The following is a 25,518-nucleotide window of genomic DNA, read 5'->3' as shown; positions in this document are numbered from 1 at the left end:
GTCAGTCGGCCTCGCCCCAGTCCCGGCGGACGATGACCGGCGGCGCCTGACCGGCGCCCGGCGCGCCGCCATTGACGTCGATAAGCGAATGTGCCGTCAAAAACCCGTCCCCAATCGTCACTTGCGTCGTCAGCGTGAGCCACCGGCTGGTCACCGCGGCCTGTTCGCCCACGTCGGTGGGCGGATCGAGCCGGGCGAGCGAGCGCGCCTCCCAGAATCGCACGCTGCTGCCATAGCCGCCAGCGGGCCGGGCCGCCAGCGCCGCCCGTGCATCGGCGATGCTGATCTGCCCCGGCATCAGCATCGCGATCAGCGGCGCCTGTTCGGGGCGCAGCGAGTTGACGTTCAGCTTCACCGGTTCGGCGCGCGGCAACGCGCATATCCACGGCTTCAGCCGCGCATAGATTTTGGGCGTCACGCCGCGCACCGCGCGCAATTCGCTGACATCGGCCATCTTGCGGTTTGCGGGCAGGTAGGCGCCGGGGAGCGCGCGATAGACGCCGTCTTCGGCGCCGAGCGGCCCGTCGTTGCCGTCGCTGTCGATCCAGTCGGCCGCCGCGCCGGAAATCGCCATCGCCTGCCCGCGGTCGATACCGAGCAGCACCATCAGCTCGGTAAATTGCGCGGTAGCGCCCGACCGCTGGCTGAGCTTTCTCGGCGCGGTTTCGGCGGCCAGGCTGTTGAGATTGAAGCAATTGTCGGCATCGCTCAGTCGCGCGCTCCCCTGCCCGCCCGGCAGCGGCAGGATAAAATCGCGGTCGAGCCAATCGCCATCATTCGACAGTCGCGACGGATCGCGCGCCACCAGATTGGCGACGCGCCGCAGCGCAATCTGTTCGGCGGCAAAGGCATAGGCGCGTCCCTGATCGACCGTCGCGGCGCTGCCCGCGATCCGCGTCGCAAGCGTCAACCGGTCGAGCGCGGTCGCTGCGATCACCGCCATGACCGCGACGAGCAGCAACACGCTGAGCAGCGCCGCCCCGCGATCGTCCCGTGTCGGCCCGGTCATGGCGTCGCCCCAGTCGGCGAAGGCGGCGGTGGTGGGAGCGTCGGCGCGGTCAGGAACAGCATCGTCAGCGGCGGCCGCCCGGCACGGGTCAATCGCACCTCGACCGCGCGCGGCAAACGGTCGTCGGGATCGCTCGACCAGCTTTCGCTCCAGTTGCCGCGCTCGTCGCGGTAGCGCACCGCAGCCGCCGAAACGTCGCCGACCAGCCGGTCACCGTCGCCGAGCGTCGTGCCGTCGAGCGTCGGCTGCACCGCGCGGCGCCACTCACCTCCGATCAGGGCATAGCCGACGCGTTCGACATCGGGCCGCGCGCCTCCCTCGATCGTCGCCGCGCCCGCATGAACGAAGGCGAAGCCGTTCGCCGAGCCGGTGAAGGCCGGAACCGCCTCGCCCGCCGCGCCGCGCGTCGGCCGCTGCACCGCCTGCGCCAAATCATTCGCCATGACCGCGCGGATGCGGTTCATCCCGCTCATGGCCTTGAGCCGCGTCTGTACCGCCTCTTGTGTGTCAACGCTGCTGCGTAGCAGGCTCACCCCCATCGCCGCGATCGCGGCAAAGAGCGACAGCGCAACGAGCATTTCGACGAGGGTGAAGCCGTGCTGGCCTATCGCAACCTCGGTTCGTGCTGAGCCTGTCGAATCACCGCTCTTTTCTTTGACGCCGAAGAAAGGACGGCCCTTCGACAAGCTCAGGGCAAAGGGAGAAGAAATTCGAATGTGCCTCATCGCGCCGCCCGGATGATCGTCAGCGCCGCCTGCCCGCGCCCCGTCTCCGGCCGGACGATCAGGTCGATACGCAGCAGGCTGTCGTCGGCGGTCGGCGCAATGCGTTGTTCGATGCGCCAGTTGCGCCCGGCATTGGTCACGCTGGTCGTGCTGGCGCCGATCGTCGGCGGCGCCGGATCGGTCCAGAGTTCGACGGCACGATTCTGCGCGACGATGCCCGCGACGGTGCTCTCGTCGAGATCGCCCGCGGTTCGCACCGCATAGGCATCGAGCCGGACGAGCGTCAGCGCCGCAATGCTGATGATGCTGAGCGCAACGAGCATTTCGAGCAGCGTGAACCCGCGCTGGCCGGCGATGGACGGCCTAGCGATCACGGCTGACCTCTCCGGTTGCCGAAACGCGGACCACTTCGCGCGCGTCGCCGCCCGCCAGCACCACCGCCTGCGGCGTTGGGCTGGTGCCGACGCGGTCGAACAAGATGCGCGCCGCGCCCTGCCCGTCGCCAGCGGCGAAGCGAATATCGGCGGGCCAATTGCGCTGCGCAAAGGCCCGGCCGGGCAAAGGCGCCCAGGCACCGTCGATGCGACGTTCGAAACCATAGCCCGACGGCGCGAAATTGACCGCGACACTGCGCCCCTCGACCACCGCGACGTCGCGCGCCGCGGCGAGCCGCGCCGCCAGCCGATCGGCCTCGTTGCGCACGCTGCGTTCCTCGCCCGGGATGGTCAGCACGACGGCGGTCGCGGCCAGCGCCAATATCGTCAGAACGACCATCAGTTCGACCAGCGTGAAGCCGCGCGCCTTGCCGCGCCGGAGGCGACCGCGGTCAGCTGTCCCCGTGAATGTCGGCATTTTCGTCGGTCCCGCCGGGCGCGCCATCGGCGCCGAGCGACCAGACGTCGAACGGCTTTCCGTTCGCGGCGGGTGCCTGATAATTATAGGGACGTCCCCAAGGATCGCTCGGCAGTTTCTTGATATAGCCGCCGCGGCGGTAGCGTTCGGGCTGCGCCAGCGACGGCGGCGGCGTCGACAGTGCGTTCAGCCCGTCGGTCGTCGCCGGATAAGTCAGATTGTCGAGCCGATATTGTTCGAGCGCATTCTCCAGCGTCGCAATATCGGCCTTAGCCTTCGTCACCATCGCCTTGTCCTGGCTGGGCAGGACGTTGATCAGCACGACCGTCGCGAGCAGCCCGATAATGAAGATAACGACCATCAATTCGGTAAGCGTGAAGCCGCGCTCGTCGCGCTTGCGGCGGCGCCGCGGCGGGCGTGAGGGATCGAGCATCAGGCGAAGGAAAAGCTGCATCAGCGACATTTATTATAGCCCTGCAAGGTTCTGCAACTGGAGGATCGGAAGCAGGATGGAAAGGATGATAAGCGCGACGCAAGACCCCATAATGACAATTATGACAGGTTCGAGTAGCGCCATCGAAGCGGCGGTAAAACGGTCGAATTCGCGTTCGAGATAATCGGCGGCGCGTTCGAGCATCTGTTCGAGTCGACCCGCGCTTTCGCCGCTCGCGGTCATGTAGACGAGCAGCGGCGGAAACACGCCGGCATCGCGCAGCGCCGACGACAGGCTGCTGCCCGCGCGGACCTGATCGACGATGCGGCCGGTTGCACTGGCAAGCGCGGCGTTGCGGATTGTCGGCACGGTGAGCCGCAACCCCTCGACCAGCGGCAGCCGGCTCGACACCATCGTCGCGAGCGTCCGGGCGAAGCGGGCGGCATAGAGGTCGCGCAGCAGGCGGCCGAGCAGCGGCAGGCGGAGCAACCGGGCATCGACCCCCGCCTTGAAGGCTGGGCGGCGCATCGCGCTGACCCAGCCGAAAATCGCGCCCGCGATCAGCAGCAGCATCAGCCACCACCAGTTCGCCGCAAAGCTGGAAACCGCGATGACCGCGCGGGTCAGGAAAGGCAGTTGCTGCCCGACGTCGTCGAATTGTTCGACGACGCGCGGGACGACAAAGATCATCAGCGCCGCGACGACCCCGATCGCGACAACCGCGAGCACCACAGGATAGGCAAGCGCGGCGATCAGCTTGCCGCGCACCTGCGCCTGGCGTTCGAGCAGGTCGGCCAGCCGCGCGAGGATCGTCGTCAAACTACCCGTGGTTTCGCCCGCCGAGACCATCGCGCGGTAGAGCGGCGGGAAACTGGCCGGCTGCCGTGCCATCGCGTCGGCAAGGCGGCGGCCTTCAAGCAGGCCCGCATGCACATCGCCGATCACCGCGCGCGCGCTTTCGGCCTCGCTCTGGCGCGTCAACGTGCGCAGCGCCTCTTCGAGCGGCGCGACTTCGGCGAGCGTCGCAAGCTGGCGCGTGAAGAGCGCCAGTTCCTTCGCGCTCAACCGCGCGCTGCGAAAGGCGAAAAGCGACCGCGCCGGCGCGGCGCGCGTACCCGCTTCCTCGACCGCGACGATATGGAATTTTCGCGCGGCAAGGTTGGCTCGCGCAGCGTCGTCGTTGGCGGCGGTCAATCGTCCCTTGCGCTCGCGGCCCTGGGGATCGATCGCCACATAGCGATAATCAGGCATCGACATCCTCGCGCCGCGCGATGCGGATCGCTTCCTCCGGCGTCGTGATCCCCTTTGCGACCATCGCGCGGGCCGCGCTGGCGAGCGTCGGCGCCTTCAGAAAGGCGTGCTTCGCGATCATCGACTCGTCGCCGCCGGCATAGATGTAGCGTCGCACCGTCTCATCGACCTTGATCGCCTCGAACACGCCGATCCGGCCCTTGAAGCCCGTATGTCCGCATTCATCGCAGCCCTTGGGCCGCCAGATCACGGTGCCGATGTCGAGGCCGAGCATCGCGGCAATGCCATTGTCGGCCTGCACCGGCTCGCGGCACGTCGGGCACAGCTTGCGCACCAGACGCTGCGCGAGCACGGCACGCAGGGTCGAGGCGAGCAGAAAGGGTTCGACCTTCAGATCCTTGAGGCGCGTGATCGCGCCGACCGCGTCGTTGGTGTGGGCGGTCGACAGGACGAGGTGGCCGGTAAGCGATGCCTGCACCGCAATATCGGCGGTTTCGCGGTCGCGGATTTCGCCGATCATCACGACGTCCGGGTCCTGGCGCAGGATAGCGCGCAGCCCCGCCGCGAAATCAAGCCCGACCTTCGCATTGACCTGCGTCTGGCCGACGCCCTCGACCGCATATTCGACCGGATCTTCGACGGTGAGGATATTGCGCTGACCGTCGTTGAGTTGCTTCAGCGCTGCATAGAGCGTGGTCGTCTTGCCCGAACCCGTCGGCCCGGTGACGAGAATGATGCCATTGGGTTCGGCCAGCGCCTCGCGCAGGATGCGGTCGGCCTCGCCGGACAGGCCGAGCACGTCGAAATCGATGCCCGCGGTATCCTTGTCGAGGATGCGCATGACGACGCGCTCGCCCGCGCGACTGGGCAGCGTCGACACGCGGACGTCGATCGCCTTGCCCGCCAGCGTCAGCGCGATGCGACCGTCCTGCGGCACTCGGCGTTCGGCAATGTCGAGCCGCGCCATGACCTTGATGCGGCTGACGACGACGGGCGCGACATGCGGGGGCATGCGCAGATGTTCGCGCAGCACGCCGTCGGCGCGCATCCGCACGACAAGGCCGCTCTCATAGGGTTCGATATGGATATCGCTGACCCCCTGGCGCACCGCTTCGGCGATGATCGCGTTGATGAGGCGGATCGCGGGGGCATCATCGGCGCTGTCGAGCAGATCCTCGGCGCTCGGCATGCCGCTCGCAATCAGATCGATGTCGCCGCCATCGAGCGAGCCTGCCATTGCCGCCGCCGACGCGTCGACCGCATAATGGTCCGAGAGCAGCCGGTCGAAATCGGCGACGCTTGCCGTCACGACCCGCAGCGGGGCGGCGAGGTAGCGCTTTACCTCGATCAGCACCGCCGGGTCGCTCCCCTCGCGCAGAGTCGCGAGCCAGCCTTCACCGTCGGGTGCGATAACGACGCCGTGACCGCGCGCGAAGCCATAGGGGATGTCGACCGGCACCGTCTGCGGCGCGGCGGCCGGCACAGCGTCGGTCACGGCTGGCCTCCCTCGGACGGCGGCACATCGACGGGCGTGACGCTGCCGTCCGGACGGCGCAGCGCAGGCTGCTCCCCCGGCCCGACCGTCACGTCGGCGGCCGTCGCCGCGCTCGGCAGCGGCGGCGTCGTGCCCATATAATCCCGCACCAGCGTGTCGATCGCGGGTTCCTCGCCGGGATTCCGGCGCAGCTGGAAGTCGCGGATATAGCCATAGCGGCGCGCCGTCAGTGCGGCGTTGTCCTCGGCATTTTTGAGGATCGTCGGGCGGATGAAGACCATCAAATTGGTCTTGGCACGGCTGCGGCTGCGTGATTTGAACAGTTCGCCGATCAGCGGGATGTCGCTGAGCAGCGGAATCCGCTCGATCGTCTTGCGTTCGTCGTCGTTGAGCAGTCCCCCGATAGCGAGGATCTGACCGTCGTCGACAGTCAGCGTCGTTTCGAACGAGCGCTTGTTGAGGATGAGGTCACTGTTGCGCGACGACACGGGGCCGGCGACGCTCGACACTTCCTGACGCAGGAACAGCTTGACCTCGCCCGCGCCATTGACCTGCGGCGTGACTTCCAGCTTGATGCCGACCTCCTCGCGCTGGACGGTGCGGAAGGCATTGTCGAAATTCTTGCTCAGCGCCTCGCCGGTGGTGATCGGAACTTCCTGCCCGACCAGGAATTTCGCGGCCTGATTGTCGAGCGTGACGATGTGCGGCGTCGCGAGCAGGTTCGACGTCGTATCCGATTTCACCGCATTGATGATCGCGCCAAACACCGTGTTCTTGCCGATGTCGCCCGCGAAGCCGGCAAAGCCGCCGGTGGCCGAGAGCAGCGACGCCGCCGCGGCTTCCTGCAGGCTGCTGCCGAGCGCGCTCGACGTCTGGGTCACGACGGTCGTGCCGTCGACGGTCGTCGAATCCTGCGTCAGCTTGGTCGCGGCATAAGCGCCCCCCAGCGTCAGGATATTGGGCTGGGCATTGCCATAGCTCGTCGCGGCGAAGGGGATATTCTTGCCGCCGAGCAGGAACTGGACGCCGAGGCGCTTTGCCGCATCGTCGCCGATTTCGACCACGATCGCCTCGACAAGCACCTGCGGACGGCGCGCGTCGAGTTGGCGGATCAGTTCGCCGAGCATCCGCTGCACATCGGCATTGGCGGCGACGATGATCGCGTTCGCGCCTTCGTAGCGGGTGACGATCGCCGGACCGCGCGTCGCGATGCTGCCGCCCGCCCCGCTGACCGTGGTCGGCGCGGCGCTGGCGGTGGTCGTGGCCGCGGGGGCCGGAGTGCCGCCGCTGCCACCCGACGAAGACGATGAGGATGCCGGCGGCAATCCCGCCTTCTGCGCCGGGTCGCTGCCGCCGCCGACAAGCTGTTGCAGCGTCGGGAGCAGCGTTTCGGCATTGGCATGTTCCAGCCAATAGACGCGCAATTCGGTACCGCCCGCTGCGCGCATGTCGAGGTCGCGCGCCATCGACACGAAGCGCGCAACCATCGCCTGATCGCCGCGCAGTGCCACCGCATTGCTGCTGTCGATCGGAACGATCGCGACCGGCGCCTGCGCGCCCTCGCCCGCCGCCGGGACCAGCGCCTGAAGCGCGGCGGCAATTTCGCGCGCGCCAGCGTTTTTCAGCGCAACGACCTCGCTGGTCGATGTATCGCGGTCGATGCTCGACGCGAGCGCACGGATGCGCCGGATATTGTCGGCGAAATCAGCAACAACGAGGCTGTTCGCATTGCGGTTTGCGGTCAGCGAGCCCTGCGGGCTGACCAGCGGGCGCAGCGTTTCGACAGCCGCCATCGCGTCGATATGGCGCAGCCGGATGATTTCGGTGACAAACTGGTTCTGCGCCGCACCGCCGCTGCCGATGCGCGTCGGCTGCGTCGCCGCGCCGTCGATCGGCTGGATGCGATAGCTGCCGTTGGGATTGGGCACCGCGACCAGTCCGTTCGCGCGCAGCGTCGAGAGGAAAATTTCGAAATATTCGCTGCGCGACAGCGGCCGGTCGGTGACGACCGATACCTTGCCGTTGACACGCCCGTCGATCACGAATGTCCGCCCCGTGATCCGCGCCGCATCCTGGATGAAGGCGCGAACGTCGGCGTCGCGGACGTTCAGCGTATATTGGGCCAGCACGGGAACGGGGGTCGCCGAAACAAGGGCGGCGGCCAGCATGAGAGAGAGTTTGAGGCGCATAAAACCTATTGTTTCGAAAGGAACAGGGCGACGGGAACGACGCTCGCGCCGCGCTCGACCTCGAGCGAGACGCGCGCGCCGGGCGCAAATTGGCTGGCGAGCGCGGCGGCATCGGCGGCCGATCCGATCGGACGGCCGTTCACCGAACGGATGACATCGCCGGGGCGCAGGCCCGCAGCGCGGAAGACGGCGCCGTCGCCCTGCGGCTGGACCGAAAGGCCGGTGACCTTGCCGCCTTCGGTGCGCGGCGCGAAGCCGATGCCGGCCTTGAGCGCGGCGGGCGACATCTCGCCGCTCGCGGTGGTGCCGTTGGTCGCTGCACCGGGGGATCCGACCTCGGGCGTCGGGGCGGGCAACGGCGCTGCGGGATTGGCGACCGGCGCGTCGCCGCTTTGATCGAGAAACAGGCTTTCGCGCGTGCCGCCGCGGTCGAGGAGCACATGGTCGAAGGCGACGCCGACCAGCTTGACGCCCGGCGCGATCTCGTCGCCGACGGCATAGCTGTTCTGTAGACCGTCATCGCTCGCGATGATCGCGGAGCCCCCGCCGGTCGCTTCGTTGAGATTGATCCCGAACAGCGTCAGGCCAAGCGAGGTGACCGTCGCGCTGGCCGGCCCTTGCGGCCCGCTGCGGAAGAAGGGGTCGAAGCTCGAGAAAATCGCGCGGCGTTCGGCCGGCGATGCGATGACCGCGGTCTGCGGCTGCCACGCGCCGAGCGGGGCGAGCGGAACGATCAACGCCCAGAGGAGATTGACGCATTGCCAGATCAGCAGTGCGCCGAGGATGACGACGCCGATCAGCGGCGCGGCATCGCGCGGCGCCCGCCTGCCGGCACGCAGCCAGTGCGGCAGCCGAACGGCCGATCCCCTCATCAGCGTCGCCATGACCCTATCTGTCCCCCAGCTGAAACCTATCTCGCGAATCGCCTAGGCGCCGTCCGTGACAATCAGTTGACGGGAAGATTACAGTTTTTTGTCAGAGGGGCGAGTCCGGGCTGGCGCCGGCACCCGCCAGTGCCGCCCCGGCGCTGCGGCCGGAGCGGCTGGCAAGGGATGCCTCAGAATTTCAGCGACCCGCCCAGCGAGAAGGTCGTGCCGGTCTTGTACAGGTTGTAATAGATGCGGTTGTCGCCGCTTTCCTGCATTTCCTTGTATTTCGTACCGAAGATGTTGCGGGCCTCGAACTTGAGTTCGAGTTCCTTGCCAAACAGCGGGATACCCTGGCGCGCGACGAAATCGACCTGGATGCCCGGCCGTTCGAAGATGTCGGGCTGACCCGACGGGCCGCGCCGCGTGACGCGATCGGATGCATAAGAGATCAGGAAAGTCTGCTGCGACAGCTTGTCGGTGTCTTCGAGGCCGAATTCCAGATTGACCAGATGATCCGACTGGCCGGTCAGCGGCGCGCCGTCGCGGTAGAACTGACTCGCCAGCGTCGCACCGGTGAACGGATAAGCCTGAACGGGATCGGTCGGCCCGACCTTCAGCTTCGATTGCGACCAGGTGTAGTTGCCGATCAGCACTGCGCGGCGGCTGGCCCAGAAAGCCCCGTTCATACCGCTGAGGTCGAAATATTTCTGCGCCTCGAACTCGACGCCATAAAGCGTCGCCTCGGGCGCGTTGGCAAAGCGCGTCGTCACGCTGTTGCCGTCGAAGCTGGCGTAGGTTTCGATCGGATTCTTGATCTTTTTCCAGAAGCCGCCGAGCGACACGCGCTGTTCGGGTGCGAAATACCATTCGAGGCGCGTTTCCGCGTTATAGAGCTGGCTGTCGACGAGCTGCGGATTGCCCTGGAACGTGCGGTTGCTGTCCGGATCATAATAGGTCTGGAATACCAGCTCGCGGAACTGCGGCCGCGCGATCGTCTTCGACCCGCTCAGGCGGAATTGCAGCTGCGGCGAGATTTCGTAGGTCAGCGTCGCGGCAGGAAGCAGATAGTCGCGCTTGAGGTTGGTCGCCGGCGGCAGCGTCGGGTTGACCGTATAGACCTGCACCGCGCTCACGCCCTGATCGGCGCTTTCGTAGCGGGCGCCGATGTTGAGATTGAGCTGGTCGGTCAGATCGGCCTGGAGCTGAACATAGCCCGCATGGTTGCGCAGCGTCGCCTTGAAAGTCGGGTTCGACCCGGTGCTGTCGACGAGCGCGATCCCCGTCGCAACGGGGTTCGCCGGACAATCGGGCGCAACCGTCGCATCGACGCCGGGGAAGCAGATCACCGCCTGCGAGAGCAGCAGGTCGGGGCGCAGCAGCGAAATGCCGAGCGGAATGTTGTTGTTGCCCTGGAACAGGAAGTCGCGGCGTTCGGTGACGCGGTTGGTATCACTGAAGGCGTAGCCGAGGATCAGCTTGACCCGCGCCGCCAGATCGTAGGTGACGTCGATACCGGCCGAATAGAGATCTTCGTTGAGGTCCGAAAAGGCGATCGTCGCGCTGCCCGGCCGCTGGCCCGTGTTCAGCGTGTTGGTGAAGAACTGCCCATAGGGATCGGTCGGGCTGTTCGAACGGCTGTACATGAAGCTCAGCTCGAACGGCGCTTCGCGCTGCGAATTGGCGTAGCCGGCGCGGATATCGACGTCGAGGCCGTCCATCGGCTTGAACTCGCCAACGAACTGCGTGTCGATCAGCTGGCGGGCGTACCAGGCCGTGTCTTGATACTGGAAGCTGACGCCGGGATTGGCGTCGGCGGTGTCGGGCCGGTCTTCGGCACCCAGGCGCGCCTGTTTGATCGTGTCGCGGATATAAAGGTTGGTCCAGCGGATCTTGTTATCGCCGAATTCGAGGCTGAGACCGAGCAGCGCGTTGGCAACGACACGGTTGTCGGTAACGACGCGGCGGACATTGGTGTTGAGCGACGACAGGTCGAGCGCGTTCGCGGTCTGCTGCGCAATATCGCGCGTGCGCCATTTGGTCGTGTAGCCAGCGGTCGCGATCAGGCCGAGTTCGGCATCGCCGATCGTCCAGGACTTGCCCCCGGTGACGTTCACGCCCCAGTTGACCGGCATATTGTTGTTCTGCTGCAGCACCGCATTACTGGCGTTGACGAACTGGCCGGCGATCGCCTGCTGATTGACGCTGGGATCGTTGATGCGCAGCCCCGATGCGCGCCACGCCGCATAGGCGGGCGGCAGATTGCGGCCACCGTCGCCGAAGCCGGTCCAGTCGCTGCCGGTGCCATAATAGGTGTAACCGAGCTGCCCGGTGGTTTCCGAATTGCCGCCGATGCTGCCGCCGATGGTCAGAAACGGCTCGCGCGGAACTGCCTTGGTCGTCAGGTTGATCACGCCGCCGCCGAATTCGCCGGGGAAATTCGCCGAATAGCTTTTCTGCACCAGCGACGAGGCGATGATGCTGCTGGGGAAAATGTCGAGCGGGACGACGCGCTTGAGCGGTTCGGGACTTGGCAGCGGCGAACCGTTGAGCAGCGCGAGCGAATAGCGATCGCCAAGGCCGCGAACATAGACGAAGCCGTTGCCGACGACGCTGAGGCCGGTGACGCGGCCGAGCGCGCCGGCGATATTGCCTTCACCCGTACGCGCGATGTCGGCGGCGCCGAGCACCGAGACGACCTGCGGCGCGGTGCGCTCGATATTGGCGCTGCGGCGGCCGGTGACGACGATCTCCGCGCCGGGGATCGAAATGTCGGTATCGTCCTGTGGTGCCGGTTCGGCAGCGTCTGCCGGCGCCGCGTCCGCGGCAGCCTCTGCCGCGGGTTCGGCCGGAGCGGGGTCGGTCTGCGCCATCGCCGTGGCGGGCGCGACGAGCGCCGTGGTGATCAAAAGCAGGCTGGCGAGCCGGTACGGCTTGGACATGGCGGTTTCCCCAGAATCCGGATCAGATATGCGGGAGGGGACGGCACGCGCCGCCCCCTCCTGGTCGACGTTTCAATCTCAGCTGGTCGGCAGCGAGGTGCAGAGTCCGCTGTTGCCGGTGCCGAAGCTGGCGGTGCCGCTGTTGCAGGTCCAGCCTTGGTACCAGGTGTCGTTGGCGTCCTTGACCGCGCCGATATAGGTCGTCTTGTCGAAGAAGCCGGCGCGGGTCAGTTCGATGCTGTTGAAGGTCTGGCCGTTCAACGTCGACATATCGAACGGCGTCACCGCCGTTTCGGTCGCGCCGTTGACGAACAGGCTGGTCAGCGTCGGAACATAGGTATCGCTGTTGCCGTTGCTGCCGGCACCGAAGATCGCCTGCACCTCGGCCGCGGTCACGCCGCTGCCGATATATTTGGTCGCCGCACACTGCATGAGCACCGACTGGAATACCGGCGCGCCAAATTCGTCGATCGCCGCATTCTGCGTCGCCGAAGCCGTCTGCGCGCGGCTGATGCGCAGGCAGGGATTGTTCGGGCTAAGCAGCACACTGTTGTAGATGCCGTAGTCGGTGCCGCCGCGCAGCAGGATCGATGCCTGGTCGGCCGAGGCGTTGGGCGAATTCTGGTAGAAGACAAAGTTGGCAACGCGCGTGTTCTGGCGCGGATTGTCGCCGTCGAGCGCGTTGTCGGTATCAGCCTCGATCATCGCGTCCCCGATGTTCGCGCGCTGGACGACGATCCCGTACTGGAAGTTCGCCTTGGTCCCGACGTCGGTGTCGAGATTATCGTCCTCGGCGCCGATCGCGATGAAATATTTCATGTGCGCGTGGCCACCGAACACTTCGACCGCATCGTCCGAGCTGTTGTACGACATGATATGGTCGAGCTGGGTGCCCGAACCGACGCCCTGCAGCGTCAGCGACTGAAGCTCGCTGTTCGACGACAGGATGTAGCCCGAATAGCGGATCTGGACATAGCTCATGCGGCCGCTGCTCTCGCTGTTGCTCGCACCGCCATAGAGCGCCGGATCGACGGCGCCTTCGGTCTGGCGCTCGCACGCCGTCGTGCCCGGGGTCGCGCCGCTGGTGCCGCAATCGGTGATCTGCGCGCGGCCGCTCAGCACGACGCCGCCCCACTGGCCCGACGAATTTTCGGTGTTCAGGCCCTGGACGTTGTCGCGGCTGGTGAAGATGATCGGCAGCGTCGGGGTGCCGACCGCCTGGATCGAGTTGCCGCGGTTGACGTTGAGCCACGACGGGCCCGATTCGCCGTATAGCATCACGCCCGGCTCGATCGTCAGCACGACGTTGGTCGTGCCCGACGTCGCCGCGCCCTGATCGGTGCCGACATCGACGCGGCCGTTCATGCGATAGACGAGACCGGCGATCTTGGGCAGCGTCACGCTCTTGTTGATGCGCGACGGCAGCGTGCAGACGCGGAACTCGCCGACGGTCGGATTCTTGATCGTGCCGCTGTCGGTCAGGCCCTGCGGATCGGAAATCGTGGGACAGCCCGCGGCCGGGGTCACGCTGGGCGTCGGGGTCGGCGTCGGGGTCGGCGTCGGCGTGGGGGTCGGCGTCGGATTGATGATGATGGTGCCGCCCTCACCCGGCGACGCGATATTGTCGGCGCCGCAGGCTGCCAGGACAGAACAGGCCACGCCACTGAGCATGACCAAACGAACGCGCGCAAAAGCCGCCATGAAAATCTCCGTTCCCCGTGTGCGCGCCCTCGGCACGCTGCTGAACATTCATCCGCGAACGAGAAAAGGAATCGCCCCTCGCCCCCGGTGACGCCGCCACTAGGGTGATTCGATGACGGTCTGACGGTAGAGCCATGACAGTTGAGTGACTCTTCGGAGTCGTTTCGATGACATGGCGCGAACCTGCGCCTCTGCGCCGCCGCACCGATTGCGCGATCCCGAAAAATAATTGCGCGGTGCTCGCTTGCATCGCCAACAAAGCTTTGCTAGGCGCCCGCTCCTACCTGGTGCCGGACCCGATCCGGACCATCATGATGTGCGGTCGTGGCGGAACTGGTAGACGCGCAACGTTGAGGTCGTTGTGGCCGAAAGGCCGTGGAAGTTCGAGTCTTCTCGACCGCACCATACAGTCCGGCAGGACTTCAAAAATCGGCAGTTATCTGGGATCGCCCCGCAAGGGCGCGCCTTTCTGCGCATTTGCGCCTCGGCTGATCCGGACTGCAGTCAGAGACCCGCAAAACTCGCCATCAAAACGGCAAAAAGGAAGCCCGGTCTCTGCCGGGCATTTTTGTGACTGCAGTCGATAGTTTGGTTCAGAACCCGAGAGCGGCGCGTTGCTCCCGCCAGCACAGCGGTAGATTTATGGTGGTCAACATATTGGGAGTGAGCTTGGCAGGCTGACGCCCCTCAACGATGGCTGTCACGATATCGGGCGCGAGGCACGACAGGCCGACCAGCTTTGCAAGACGCGTACGGCACCTGCCATGATCCGAAGCAATCGAGGCCATCGCTCGTCCCGGATTCTCCAGGACCAGCTTCCGTGCCGCATATGCTTCTGCAACAAGCTGGACCAGCTTCTCGTCGCGCTCTCGTGGCGGAACCGCGGGCGTCGATGGAGGCAAGATCAGCCGCAGCGCATGTCCGCGCCTTACCTTGACGACTGGACAATGCAGGACGATCTCATCGACTGCGCCCTCCCCGCTCCGCACCTCGAGCAGCCCAAGTTGGACTCTCAGTCCCACGGTGCTGACGGTGATGGCTATGTTGTCCCGAGCGAGGTCGATGCGGCGAACAATCTGTTCGATGGCGTCCCGGCACTCACCCGTCGAGTGCGAACGAAGTTTTGCAGCCATGCCAAGAGCAGACGACAATATGGCGCTGATGATTTCAGCGCTGCGATTCTCAGCCATCCCGATGATCGCCTGCTGATCCTCTAGGAAGGTCGCGAGACGGCTGCGGACGAGGGGCTCGATATCCGACGCAGTGACGCGCCACGCAACGCCACCTTCGGCATCAGTGCGCGTTTGATAATAGCGATAACGCCTGCGCTGTGCGGACATGCCAGTGTTTCCTGCTTTTCGCGTCGAGTGACTCGGAGACATTGGCCGCCCTTCCCCGTCATAGAGAAGGTTGATCAGTAGGCTCGGCCAGCGTGCTCCGTGCTGGCTCGATCCGCCCTGCGACCGGTTGGCGAGTGTCCGCTGGACCTCATTCCACAGCTCTTCCGATACGACCGGCTCATGCTCGCCTGGGAATGCTTCGCCCTTGTGAACGATGTCCCCACGATACATCCGGTTCGCGAGCAAGTGGTAGATCGTACCCCGGCGATAGAGGCACCCGCCCTTGTGCGGACCGCTAGTCCGGTTCTGCACCTTGGTTCGGTACCCGTCAGCGTTCAATTCCTCGACGAGCATCCGGACCGAGCCAAGAACAAGATAACGCCGCATAATATGGCGAACCTGTTCGGCCTCCTGTGGTTCGATGATGAGCTTGCGGTCGCGGGCAACATAACCGAGCGGCACCGGACCACCCATCCATATGCCCCTGCGCTTCGAGGCCGCGATCTTGTCGCGGATGCGCTCGCCGGTGACTTCGCGTTCGAACTGGGCGAAGGATAGGAGCATGTTCAACGTTAGCCGGCCCATGCTTGTCGTCGTGTTGAACGACTGGGTGATCGACACGAAGCTGGCGCCCCGCTGATCTAGGATATCGACAATCCGCGCGAAGTCCGAGAGGCTCCGTGTCAGACGGTCGATCTTGTAGAGCAGGACAACATCGATTTTCCCGGCCGCAACGTCGGCGAGCAGTCGCTTCAAGCCTGGCCGCGCCATGTTGCCGCCCGAGAAGCCTCCGTCATCGTATCGATCCGGAATTACCTTCCAGCCCTCGTGGCGCTGGCTCGCAGCATAGGCGACACAGGCTTCATATTGGGCATCTAGACTATTGAACTCCTGCTCTAGACCATCCTCGGTGGATTTGCGCGTGTAGATTGCGCAGCGAACGATCCGGTCAGCCACGACGTGTGGACATCCCGAAAAAGCGCGGCCCCGACCAGTGCGCTCCGGTCACTTCGCGAGCTATATGGCTCAGCGACTTGTAGGTTTGACCTTCCCACTCGAAGGTGTCTTCGCGGACCAGCACCTCGATGGTCCGGCCTGTCCGCCGTCAGCGCCAATGGCACAGATTTGAGGTTGTGATTTAAGGAGGATTTGGGCTTCGTCGTAGTGACGAAGGAACGAAGATGAAGCCCAAATCCTCCTTGAAAAAATCGGCGCCGAAGGCCCCAGCTGAGCGGGTGGTGAAGGACATACGGCGTGCGACGCGCCGGCACTTCTCTGCAGAGGACAAAATCAGGATCGTGCTGGAGGGGCTGCGCGGCGAAGACAGCATCGCCGAGCTGTGCCGCAAGGAAGGCATCGCCCAGAGCCTGTATTACACCTGGTCGAAGGAGTTCATGGAAGCGGGCAAGCGTCGTCTGGCCGGCGATACCGCCCGAGCTGCGACCACCGGCGAGGTGCACGATCTGCGCCGCGAAACCCGTGCCCTGAAGGAATGCGTGGCCGACCTGACGCTGGAAAACCGTCTGCTCAAAAAAAGCATGATCGCGGATGGGGGCGACGAAGAATGAGGTATCCCGCATCTGAGAAGCTCGAGATCATCAGGATCGTCGAGCAGTCGCATCTGCCCGCCAAGCGGACGCTGGACCAGCTCGGCATCCCCCGCCGGACCTTCTATCGATGGTATGACCGCTACCTCGAAGGCGGGCCGGAGGCGCTAGAGGATCGGCCATCGGCGCCGAGCCGGGTGTGGAATCGCATCGGCAACGATATCCAGCAGCAGATCGTCGAGATGGCGCTGGACGAGTCCGAGCTATCGCCCCGCGAGTTGGCTGTGCGCTTTACCGACGAGAAGCGCTACTTCGTGTCGGAATCGACGGTTTACCGGCTTCTGAAAGCCCATGACCTGATCACCAGCCCGGCCTTCATCGTGATCAAGGCGGCCGATGCGTTCCACACCAAGACGACGCGGCCGAACGAGATGTGGCAGACCGACTTCACCTACTTCAAAATCATCGGTTGGGGCTGGGTGTATCTGTCGACCGTGCTCGACGACTTCTCCCGCTATGTCATCGCCTGGAAGCTTTGCACCACCATGCGCGCCGGGGACGTCACCGACACGCTGGAACTGGCGCTTGAAGCCTCGGGCTGTTCGTCAGCCAGGGTCGTGCAAAAGCCCAGGCTGCTCAGCGATAATGGTCCGAGCTACATCGCCGAGGAGCTGGCCCAATGGATCGGTGCCAACGGTATGAGCCATGTCCGCGGCGCCCCGATGCATCCCCAGACCCAAGGCAAGATCGAGCGCTGGCACCAGACCCTCAAGAACCGGATCCTGCTGGAAAATTACTTCCTGCCCGGCGATCTGGAGACCCGGATCGAGGCCTTCATCGACCACTATAATCACCGCCGATATCACGAAAGCCTCGGCAATGTGACGCCCGCCGACACCTACTTCGGCAGGGCAGACGCCATCATCCAACAGCGCGAAAGGATCAAACGGAAGACCATCGAACACCGACGCTTGCAGCACCGCAAGCTCGCCGCTTAATATCAACCCCAGGACGAGGCCCGCGCTCCGCTAATCAACGCCGCGATCTGCGCCAAATGTTCTGACGACAGACAGTCTGCTCAAAAAAAGCATGGTCGCGGATGGGGGCAACGACGAATGAGATATCCCGCATCCGAGAAGCTCGAGATCATCAGAACCGTCGAGCAGTCGCACCTGTCGGCCAAGCGCACGCTGAACCAACTCGGCATCCCTCGTCGGACATTCTACCGCTGGTATGATCGCTACCTCGAAGGCGGGCCGGAGGCGTTGGAAGATCGGCCATCGGCGCCGAGCCGGGTGTGGAACCGCATCCCGGTGGGCATCCACGACCAGATCATCGAGCTGGCGCTGGAACAGTCTGAGCTGAGCCCCCGGGAACTGGCCGTGCGCTTCACCGATGGGCAGCGCTACTTCGTGTCGGAATCCACGGTTTACCGCCTGTTGAAGGCCCACGACCTGATCACCAGCCCGGCCTATGTCGTGATCAAGGCTGCCGATCAGTTCCACACGAAAACCACGCGGCCGAACGAGATGTGGCAGACCGACTTCACCTACTTCAAGATCATCGGGTGGGGCTGGATGTATCTGTCGACCGTGCTCGACGACTTCTCGCGCTACATCACCGCCTGGAAGCTGTGCACCAACATGCGAGCCGAGGACGTCACCGACACGCTGGACCTCGCCCTGGCGGCTTCTGGTTGCGACAGCGCCACGGTGCTGCACAAACCCCGGCTACTCAGCGATAATGGCCCCAGCTACATCGCGGGTGAGCTGGCGGAATACATCGAGGCCCGGAAGATGAGCCATGTCCGCGGCGCCCCGTGTCATCCCCAAACCCAGGGCAAGATCGAGCGCTGGCACCAGACCCTGAAAAACCGCATCTTGCTGGAAAACTACTTCCTGCCCGGCGACCTCGAAGCCCACATCGAGGCCTTCGTCGAGCACTACAATCACCAGCGATACCACGAGAGCCTGGCCAACGTGACGCCTGCCGACGCCTACTTCGGCAGGCTCCGGCAATCATCAAACTGCGCGAAAGGATCAAGCGACAGACCATCGAACATCGGCGCTTGCAGCACCGCAAGTTCGCCGCCTAACATCAACCCCCTGACGAGGTCCGCACTCCGCTAATCTACGCCGCGAGTTGTGCCGAATGTTCTGACGACGGACAGTCCCTTGCCGCATGGCAACCTCCCCTCCTTGGCCCCGCCCTCGCTGGCGGGGTCCTTCTTTTAGGCCCGGCGTGCTGACAATCGCGGCGGCAGCCGGCTTCTATCGCGGCCGCACCGCCATTGGCACATAGACGAGCAGGAACAGCAGGAAAGCCGCCGCCCACAGCCCGCCCGCGGCCGCAATGACCGTCAGATAATCGAAGGGCAGCAGCGGCGCGACCACGCGCAGCAGCGCGCCCGCGTGAACGAGAATATAGATGAGGACCGTCGCACGGTCGGCCTCGAGCGGACAACCGGTATGGCCGCGCGTCGCGCGCGTCATCACCGCCAGCGTCATCGCCCCCATCGCGCCCGCCCCGAGCGCATGAATCGCGCTCGACACCGGCAGCACCGGATGCAGCGTCGCGCAGCCGAGCAGGATCAGCCCCGTCGGCAGCCACGCGTAGGAGATGTGAAGGACGAAAACGAGCGGATCGCTGAGCGCCTTCATCCCCGCCCAGCGCGCGAGGCGAATGAACTGGAGCACGCCCGCCGCGATCAGCAACCCGGCTGCGATGGCGCTGGCTGGCTCCGCGACCCACGCCGCGAGCGCGAGCGCGGTGGCGCCGATCACCGCCATGTCGAAGCGGTTCGGCAAGGTCGGCAGGCCCTCGCTGCTCCCCCGTCGCATCAGCCAGTTGCGCGTGAAGGCGGGGGTGATGCGCCCGCCGATCAGCGAGATCAGCAGCAGGATCAGCGCAAAGCCCAGATGCACGCCGAGCGCGGGGTCGGCGAGCGCCCCCATCATCGCGGCATGATCGAGCGCGCAGGCGGCGGCGAACAGGAAAAGGATGATCAGGATCGGCTTGTTGCGGTTGCCCGAGGCGAAAATCTCGCGCGCCGCATAGGCGAGCAGAATCAGCAGATAGACGACATCGAGCACCGCGCCGACGAGCGGCGGCACCGTCGCCGAAAAGAGGATCGCCAGCCGCGCCGCCAGCCACAGGCCGCCGACCGCCGCGACCCGCCAGCCCGTCACCGTCGGCCGCCCGGTCCAGTTGGGCATGGCGGCGCTGACGAAGCCGCCGATGATCGCCCCGAGATAGCCGAACAGCATCTCGTGCTGGTGCCACGCGAGCGGCTCCATCGCGATCGGCAGCGTCAAGCGCCCGCCAAGCGCGCCGACCCACAACGTCACGACGACGACCGCCCACAGCGCGCCGCATCCGAAGAGCAGGCGATAGCCGCCGCGCAGCCAGAGCGGCGACCGCGCTCCGGCATCGGGCGCCGCGGCGGCCATCATCGCCATATTCATGCCCGCGCGCCCTTCCGCCACAGGCCGAGGATCACGACCTGCCACGCGATCGCGACCGCGCCGACGATGAACACCACGTCGCCGAAGGTGCGGACCCAGCGCAAGGTTTCGAGGAAGCCCTGCTGCAGGAAGGTATCGCTGCGCGCATACCACATGCCGGTGGTCACGCTCGCCTCGAACTGGAACAGGCCGACCGGCAGCAGGCTGGTGAAGATCATCAGCACCAGCCCCGCGTTGAGCCCCCAGAAGCCCGTGCGCATCAGCCGCTCGTTGAACGCGATCTCAGGCCGGATGTAGCGCAGCACCAGCAGGGTGAAGCCCAGCGCGAGAAAACCGTAGACCCCGAACAATGCCGCATGGGCGTGAACCGCGGTGGTGTTGAGCCCCTGGAGGTAAAAGAGCGCGACCGGCGTGTTGATCATGAAGCCGAAGACCCCGGCGCCAAGCATGTTCCAGAAGGCGACCGCGACGAAGCATATCAAGGGCCAGCGCAGCGAGCGCATCCACGGCGCGCGGTCGCGCAGGCTCCAATGCTCCCACGCCTCGTAGCCGAGCACGATCAGCGGTACGACCTCGAGCGCGCTGAACGCCGCGCCGACCGCCATCACCGGGGTCGTCGTCCCCGAGAAATAGAGATGATGGAAGGTGCCCGGCACCCCGCCGACCATGAACAGCGAGGCCGAAGCGAGGCTGGCCGCGGTCGCGATCCGTTTCGACACGAGGCCCATCGAGGCGAAGATGAAGGCGATGGCGGCGGTCGCGAAGACCTCGAAGATGCCCTCGACCCACAGGTGGACGACCCACCAGCGCCAATATTCCATGATCGTGATGTGGGTGCGCTCGCCATAGAAGAGACCCGAGCCGTAGAAGAGCCCGATCGCGACCGTCGAGACGGTGAGCAGCAGGAGCAGGCTCCGGTCGCCTTCCTTTTCGCGCCGCAGCGCGGGCATCATGCCGCGCAGCATCAGCACCAGCCAGAAGAGCAGCCCCGCGAACAGCGCGATTTGCCAGACGCGGCCGAGATCGAGAAATTCATAGCCCTGATGCCCGAGCCAGAAGCTCAGCCTCTCGGGCATCGCGTGCGCGATGGCGAGATAATTGCCCGCGAACGAGCCGGCGACGACGAGGATCAGCGCCCAGAAGAGCAGGTCGACGCCGAGCTTCTGATGCTTCGGATCGCCGCCGTGGACCACCGGCGCGAGGAACAGCCCGGCGGCGAGGAAAGCGGTCGCTATCCACAGTACCGCGCTCTGCACATGCCAGGTGCGGGTCAGTGCATAGGGGAACCACTGCGAGACATCGATGCCGTAGAAGCTCTGTCCCTCGATCGTGTAATGCGCGGTGAAGCCACCGATGAAGACCTGGAAGATGAACAGCGCGGCGACGACGAACAGATATTTGCCGAGCGCGCGCTGCGACGGGGTCAGCGCCGCGAGCGTCAGCGGATCCTTGTCGGCAGGGGCGAGCGGCGTGTCTTCGTGGCGGCGCAGAAACGCCCAGCCCCAGATCAGCGAGCCCACGCCCGCGATCAGGATGACGACACAGGCGAGCGACCAGAGAATATTCTCCGGCGTCGGCTGGTTGCCGATCAACGGCTCGGGCGGCCAGTTGTTGGTGTAGGTCGCGACCGTCCCCGGCCGCTCGGTCGACGCCGCCCACGCGGTCCAGAAGAAGAAGTCGGCCAGCTTCTGCCGCTTCTCCGCGCTCGGCAGCGTATCCTCTTTCATCGCATAATTATCGCGCATTTCGCGCAGCGCCGGATCGGTGCCGTAGAGCGCGTCATAATGCGCCGCGACGATCGCAAGCGCGCGGGCGCGGCGGTCCGACACGGTGACGACGCCGGTCGCCGGATCGAGGGCGTTATGCCGATATTCCTGCTTGAGCTGATAGGTCAGCGCCGCCTTCTGCTCGACGGCAAGATCGTCGAACGGCTTGCCATAGCCGTCCTCAGCCGCAAGGCTCAGCCAGGCGGTGAGTTCGCGGTGCAGCCAGTCGGCCGACCAGTCGGGCGCCTGGTAGGCGCCGTGGCCCCAGATCGAACCGAGCTGCATCCCGCCGGTGCTCTGCCACGCCGCCTGCCCCGCCATGATATCGTCGTGGGTCATCAGGAGCGCGCCCGAGGCGCTGACGACCTTCGCGGGGATCGGCGGCGCCTTGCGATAGACTTCGGCGCCGGCCACCCCCAATATGGCGAAGGTCACGGTCAGCACCGCGATCAACGTCCACCAAAGCTTGCGATATTCGCCCATTGCAACCCCCTGTTTCTAAGCCATTATCTGCAGAACATGCGATTAGCCCGCCGGCGCCGCGGCCTCGGCACCGGGTTCGTCGAACAGGATCGTCAGCAGCAGCGACGTGTCCGCGACCGCTGCGAGCGCATGCGGGGTTCCCGGTTCGAGGAATAGCCAGTCGCCCGCCCGAAGCTCGGACGGCGAGCCGCCCTCGAAACGCACATGGCCCGCGATGCAGTATAGCGTCATCGATCCCGTGACCTGATGCGGGGCGATCGAGCTTCCGGCGCGAACGACGAGGTGAATCGCCTCGAATGACGCGGTGCGCGCGAGCGCCACGCTGTGCGTGGCGGCGTCGCCAACCGGTCCGAGCCGGGCAATGTCGCCCGAGCGGCAATGGGGCTGTGCCATCGTCAGGCGCGCACCCAGCGGCGAGCGAGGCGCCTTGCACGCGCGAGCGTCTCACCGATCGACCGGCGCAGGAGCAACACAGCGCCATCCTGTCGTAAGGGCGCGGAGCGCCGCAGATCGAGCGGTCCTGATCCGATCACTTCTCCGCATTCGGGACAGACCATGCCATCCTCCTTCGCCTGTTTTCGCCGGGGTCCTTCCGATCCCCGATGGCGACGCTTCTAGCACAGGCGCGACACGCCGATTTGCGCTGGCGCAAAGAGCTCCACTTTTGCTCCGGCGCCGTTAGAAGCGAGTCATGGCCGCCCGAACCTCCGTCGATCCCAGGACGATCCGCACTCTCGCGCTGCTGGCCGGACTGCCGTCGGCCACGCGCGAAGAGGTGATCGCATCGGGACGGTTGCGCGAACTGCCGCATGACACCCGCATTTTCGGCCAGGGCGAGCGCGCCGGCCGCGCGCACGCGCTGCTCGCAGGCTGTGTGCGTATCTCGCAGGTTGGGAGCGACGGCGAAGAGATACTCGTGCGTCTTATCGGGGCCGGCGAGATTTTCGGCTGCGTCCCGTTCCTCACCGACGGGCTCTATCCCGCCGATGCGACCGCGATGGTCGACTCGGTCGAGATCAGCTGGGATCCCGCCGATCTGCTCGCGCTGATGCGGCGGCAATCGCAGGTCGCGATCAACATGGCCGGCATCATCGGCAAGCGCCTCGGCGAAGCGCAGGAGCGATTGCGCGAGCTCGCGACGCAGAGCGCCGAGCGCCGCATTGCGCGGACGCTGCTGCGCCTGCTCGAACAGGCCGGCTGCCGTGACGACGAGGGCGTGCGGATCGCCTTTCCGCTCCGGCGCAAGGACATCGCCGACATCGCGGGGACCACGCTCCACACCGCGAGCCGAACGCTCGCCGAATGGGATCGAAGGCGGCTGCTGGTCAGCCGGAATCAGCATCTGACGATTGTGTCGGAGGCGGAGCTACGGCGCATCGCCGAACGGACGGCGGACTGAGCGAGGTTGCTGAACCAGCGGCATAATCCGCATCCGTAAGCCGAGGCCCCCGCGCTGCCCGGCTCGGCGGCGCGACGGACCGGGAACCACACCGCTTGCGCGGTTGGAAGGCTAGCCCGCTTTTTCCCGATCGAAACGCCGGCCAATCCGTCAGACAGACCGCGCGCACTTGGTCGCGTTAAAGCACCTCCCTGTCAGCCTAACGCGGCATTAAGCCTCTTTTATCTTTGAAAGCGCCCGTCGCGCGCGCAACCTGCCCGTCTTGGTGTCGTGCCAGAACAGCGGATGCGCGCCGTCTCCTTGACGGCGAAGCCCTCCCAAAAATCGCAACAGCATAGCTAGATAGCAGGAGAGACTGCCATGCCTCGTCACGGCGTATATCCGCGCGACATCGTTCCGCCGCGCTCAAAATATTCCGACGCTGGCCGCTTCGGCCGCATGTTCGGCGAATTGCCCCCCTTCGCCGCCGATACCCCCGATGTCCGCGCCGCGCTGATGGAGATCGGCAAGCCTGGCGGGATCATGGATTCCAAGGACAATCTGGCCAAGACGCCCGCCGAGCTCATCACCAACCCGGCGCTGTCGGCGAAGAACAGCGACAACCCCAACCTGACCGCGGGCTTCACCTTCCTCGGCCAGTTCCTCGACCATGACATGACGTTCGACCCGACCTCCAGCCTCGAACGGCAGGCCGATCCCGAACAGATCGCCAATTTCCGCACGCCGAGCCTCGGCCTCGACAATGTCTACGGCGCCGGGCCGGGCGGCAGCCCGCATCTCTACGACACGCGAGGCGGCAAGGGCGGCAAATTCCTGCTCGAAGCGACGGGCACCGCGAACAAGTTCGACCTGCCGCGCAACAGCCAGAAGGTCGCGTTGATCGGCGATCCGCGCGATGATGAAAATCTCATCATCAGCCAGCTCCAGGTCGCGTTCCTGAAATTCCACAACGAGGTCGTCGATTATGTGAAGACCAAGATCAAGCTGACCGGCTCCGACGAGATTTTCGCCGAGGCGCAGCGGATCGTGCGCTGGCATTATCAATGGATCGTAGTCCATGAGTTCCTGCGCCGGACCTGCGGCGATGCGGTGGTCGACGATGTGCTGCAGAACGGGCGCAAATATTACAGCTGGCACAACGAGCCCTATATTCCGGTCGAATTCTCGGTCGCCGCCTATCGTTTCGGGCACAGCCAGATCCGCCCGTCCTACCGCGCGAACTTCACCGGCAACGGCGGCAATCCCTTCTTCGCGATGATCTTCAAGCCCACCCCGTCGGACCCCGACGATCCCGACGACCTGTCGGGCGGCTGCCGCGCGCCGCGGCGTTTCGTCGACTGGCCGACCTTCTTCGACTTCGCCGACGGCAATGTGAAGCCGAACAAGAAGATCGACACGACGCTGTCGACCGCGCTCTTCCGCCTGCCGGGCTCGGTGGTGCCCAACCCCGATCCCAAGACCAACCCGGCGTCGCTCGCGCAGCGCAACCTGCTGCGTCACCTGACCTTCGCGCTCCCCTCGGGCCAGCGCGTCGCCCGCGCGATGAAGCTGCCTGAGCTGTCGAAGGGCGACCTTGCCGACCTCAAGCCTCACGGCTTCGACGACCGCACGCCGCTCTGGTTCTACATCCTCCGCGAGGCGCAGACGGTGGAGAATGGCGAGCGGCTCGGCCCGGTCGGGGCGCGGATCGTGACCGAGGTGTTCCTCGGGCTGCTCGACGGCGACAAGGGCTCCTATCTGGCACAGGATCCCGAATGGCAGCCCTTCCTGCCGACCGTCGATGCGTCGAAGACGGGCGACGATTTCAGGATGGTCGACCTGCTGCATTACGCGAAGGTTGCGTAGAGAGCGGTCCGCGAAGATTGGCCGCCGGCATCGTGCGCCTATTGCCGGCGGCCAATTTGTGCCCTCCCCCCCCCCCCCGCCCGGGATTATCGCCTCGCGCGGATGCAGCCTGCCGGGGGAGATCCATGCCGGTGTCGCCGAAATAGGACATCTCGTCCTGAACGTCCTTCGAGTAATTCTCTCGATAATGCCGAACGATTGCATCAAGCTT

19 protein-coding genes, 1 tRNA gene and 1 pseudogene are annotated in these 25,518 nt (G+C 65.4%); 5 read left to right on the top strand and 16 right to left on the bottom strand.

The genetic code is table 11. The features are described 5' to 3' along the window. Position 1: 1 nt before the first annotated feature. From gspK to AOA14_RS12880, 11 genes are all read right to left on the bottom strand, one after another. A complete protein-coding gene (gene gspK / locus AOA14_RS12930) occupies positions 2–1,009 on the bottom strand; it encodes a type II secretion system minor pseudopilin GspK (protein ID WP_062902106.1) in 1,008 nt (335 codons plus the stop codon). Then, positions 1,006–1,587, bottom strand: coding sequence for a type II secretion system protein GspJ (locus AOA14_RS12925; protein WP_062903158.1), 582 nt, complete (start codon positions 1,585–1,587; stop codon positions 1,006–1,008). The genes gspK and AOA14_RS12925 overlap by 4 nt, the downstream gene beginning before the upstream one ends. A 143-nt stretch (positions 1,588–1,730) precedes the next feature. Continuing rightward, positions 1,731–2,108: a type II secretion system minor pseudopilin GspI gene (gene gspI, locus AOA14_RS12920; RefSeq protein WP_062902105.1), complete on the bottom strand. Its 378-nt coding sequence runs from the start codon at positions 2,106–2,108 to the stop codon at positions 1,731–1,733. Then, a complete protein-coding gene (locus tag AOA14_RS12915) occupies positions 2,098–2,586 on the bottom strand; it encodes a GspH/FimT family pseudopilin (protein ID WP_062903157.1) in 489 nt (162 codons plus the stop codon). The genes gspI and AOA14_RS12915 overlap by 11 nt, the downstream gene beginning before the upstream one ends. Further along, positions 2,561–3,040: a type II secretion system major pseudopilin GspG gene (gene gspG / locus AOA14_RS12910; RefSeq protein ID WP_040589238.1), complete on the bottom strand. Its 480-nt coding sequence runs from the start codon at positions 3,038–3,040 to the stop codon at positions 2,561–2,563. Before gspG ends, AOA14_RS12915 begins: the two co-directional genes overlap by 26 nt. Before the next feature lie 12 nt (positions 3,041–3,052). Next, entirely contained in the window at positions 3,053–4,270 is a 1,218-nt protein-coding gene (gspF, locus tag AOA14_RS12905; protein ID WP_062903155.1) for a type II secretion system inner membrane protein GspF, read from the bottom strand. Continuing rightward, positions 4,263–5,765: a GspE/PulE family protein gene (locus tag AOA14_RS12900; RefSeq protein WP_202988260.1), complete on the bottom strand. Its 1,503-nt coding sequence runs from the start codon at positions 5,763–5,765 to the stop codon at positions 4,263–4,265. Before AOA14_RS12900 ends, gspF begins: the two co-directional genes overlap by 8 nt. Beyond that, positions 5,762–7,954: a type II secretion system secretin GspD gene (gspD, locus tag AOA14_RS12895; RefSeq protein ID WP_058811989.1), complete on the bottom strand. Its 2,193-nt coding sequence runs from the start codon at positions 7,952–7,954 to the stop codon at positions 5,762–5,764. Before gspD ends, AOA14_RS12900 begins: the two co-directional genes overlap by 4 nt. A gap of 5 nt (positions 7,955–7,959) precedes the next feature. Continuing rightward, positions 7,960–8,838, bottom strand: coding sequence for a type II secretion system protein N (locus tag AOA14_RS12890; protein ID WP_062902104.1), 879 nt, complete (start codon positions 8,836–8,838; stop codon positions 7,960–7,962). A gap of 173 nt (positions 8,839–9,011) precedes the next feature. Further along, positions 9,012–11,762, bottom strand: a complete 2,751-nt coding sequence (locus tag AOA14_RS12885; protein ID WP_062902103.1) for a TonB-dependent receptor domain-containing protein — start codon at positions 11,760–11,762, stop codon at positions 9,012–9,014. A 78-nt stretch (positions 11,763–11,840) separates the two neighbouring features. Further along, the gene (locus tag AOA14_RS12880; protein WP_062902102.1) at positions 11,841–13,463 is read right to left on the bottom strand and encodes a beta-helix domain-containing protein; all 1,623 of its coding nucleotides are present in this window, start codon (positions 13,461–13,463) and stop codon (positions 11,841–11,843) included. A 318-nt stretch (positions 13,464–13,781) separates the two neighbouring features. On the opposite strand from AOA14_RS12880, the gene AOA14_RS12875 reads away from it, so the two are divergent. After that, positions 13,782–13,868, top strand: a tRNA-Leu gene (locus tag AOA14_RS12875). A gap of 188 nt (positions 13,869–14,056) precedes the next feature. Here the strand turns inward: AOA14_RS12875 and AOA14_RS12870 are convergent. Together AOA14_RS12870 and AOA14_RS19330 are read right to left on the bottom strand one after the other, a co-directional pair. Next, positions 14,057–15,760, bottom strand: coding sequence for a recombinase family protein (locus AOA14_RS12870; RefSeq protein WP_062902101.1), 1,704 nt, complete (start codon positions 15,758–15,760; stop codon positions 14,057–14,059). Further along, the gene (locus AOA14_RS19330; RefSeq protein WP_238929652.1) at positions 15,753–15,884 is read right to left on the bottom strand and encodes a DUF2924 domain-containing protein; all 132 of its coding nucleotides are present in this window, start codon (positions 15,882–15,884) and stop codon (positions 15,753–15,755) included. The genes AOA14_RS12870 and AOA14_RS19330 overlap by 8 nt, the downstream gene beginning before the upstream one ends. A 100-nt stretch (positions 15,885–15,984) precedes the next feature. On the opposite strand from AOA14_RS19330, the gene AOA14_RS12860 reads away from it, so the two are divergent. Together AOA14_RS12860 and AOA14_RS12855 are read left to right on the top strand one after the other, a co-directional pair. Next, a protein-coding gene (locus AOA14_RS12860) for an IS3 family transposase (RefSeq protein ID WP_409372266.1) occupies positions 15,985–17,348 on the top strand; the annotation gives its coding sequence in 2 pieces (ribosomal slippage) (positions 15,985–16,332 and positions 16,335–17,348; 1,362 coding nt in all). Positions 17,349–17,429: 81 nt separating this feature from the next. Then, positions 17,430–18,445: pseudogene (locus AOA14_RS12855) on the top strand (IS3 family transposase); the annotation flags it as partial. A 175-nt stretch (positions 18,446–18,620) separates the two neighbouring features. Here AOA14_RS12855 and AOA14_RS12850 read toward each other — a convergent pair. From AOA14_RS12850 to AOA14_RS12840, 3 genes are read right to left on the bottom strand one after another with little or no spacing between them, the layout of a single operon-like run. After that, entirely contained in the window at positions 18,621–19,814 is a 1,194-nt protein-coding gene (locus tag AOA14_RS12850; protein ID WP_003039370.1) for an NnrS family protein, read from the bottom strand. Next, the gene (locus tag AOA14_RS12845) at positions 19,811–22,063 is read right to left on the bottom strand and encodes a nitric-oxide reductase large subunit (RefSeq protein WP_003039373.1); all 2,253 of its coding nucleotides are present in this window, start codon (positions 22,061–22,063) and stop codon (positions 19,811–19,813) included. Before AOA14_RS12845 ends, AOA14_RS12850 begins: the two co-directional genes overlap by 4 nt. A gap of 42 nt (positions 22,064–22,105) precedes the next feature. After that, positions 22,106–22,456, bottom strand: coding sequence for a cupin domain-containing protein (locus AOA14_RS12840; RefSeq protein ID WP_003039377.1), 351 nt, complete (start codon positions 22,454–22,456; stop codon positions 22,106–22,108). Positions 22,457–22,754: 298 nt separating this feature from the next. On the opposite strand from AOA14_RS12840, the gene AOA14_RS12835 reads away from it, so the two are divergent. Then, positions 22,755–23,462 carry a Crp/Fnr family transcriptional regulator gene (locus tag AOA14_RS12835; protein ID WP_003039380.1) on the top strand — a complete coding sequence of 236 codons (708 nt, stop codon included), beginning with the start codon at positions 22,755–22,757 and terminating at the stop codon, positions 23,460–23,462. Between the two features lie 360 nt (positions 23,463–23,822). After that, positions 23,823–25,307, top strand: coding sequence for a peroxidase family protein (locus AOA14_RS12830; RefSeq protein ID WP_062902100.1), 1,485 nt, complete (start codon positions 23,823–23,825; stop codon positions 25,305–25,307). The last annotated feature ends 211 nt before the right edge of the window (positions 25,308–25,518 follow it).

It is taken from the genome of Sphingopyxis terrae subsp. terrae NBRC 15098, assembly GCF_001610975.1.
GTDB lineage: Bacteria > Pseudomonadota > Alphaproteobacteria > Sphingomonadales > Sphingomonadaceae > Sphingopyxis > Sphingopyxis terrae_A.
This window is presented reverse-complemented; position numbering and strand designations above follow the sequence as displayed.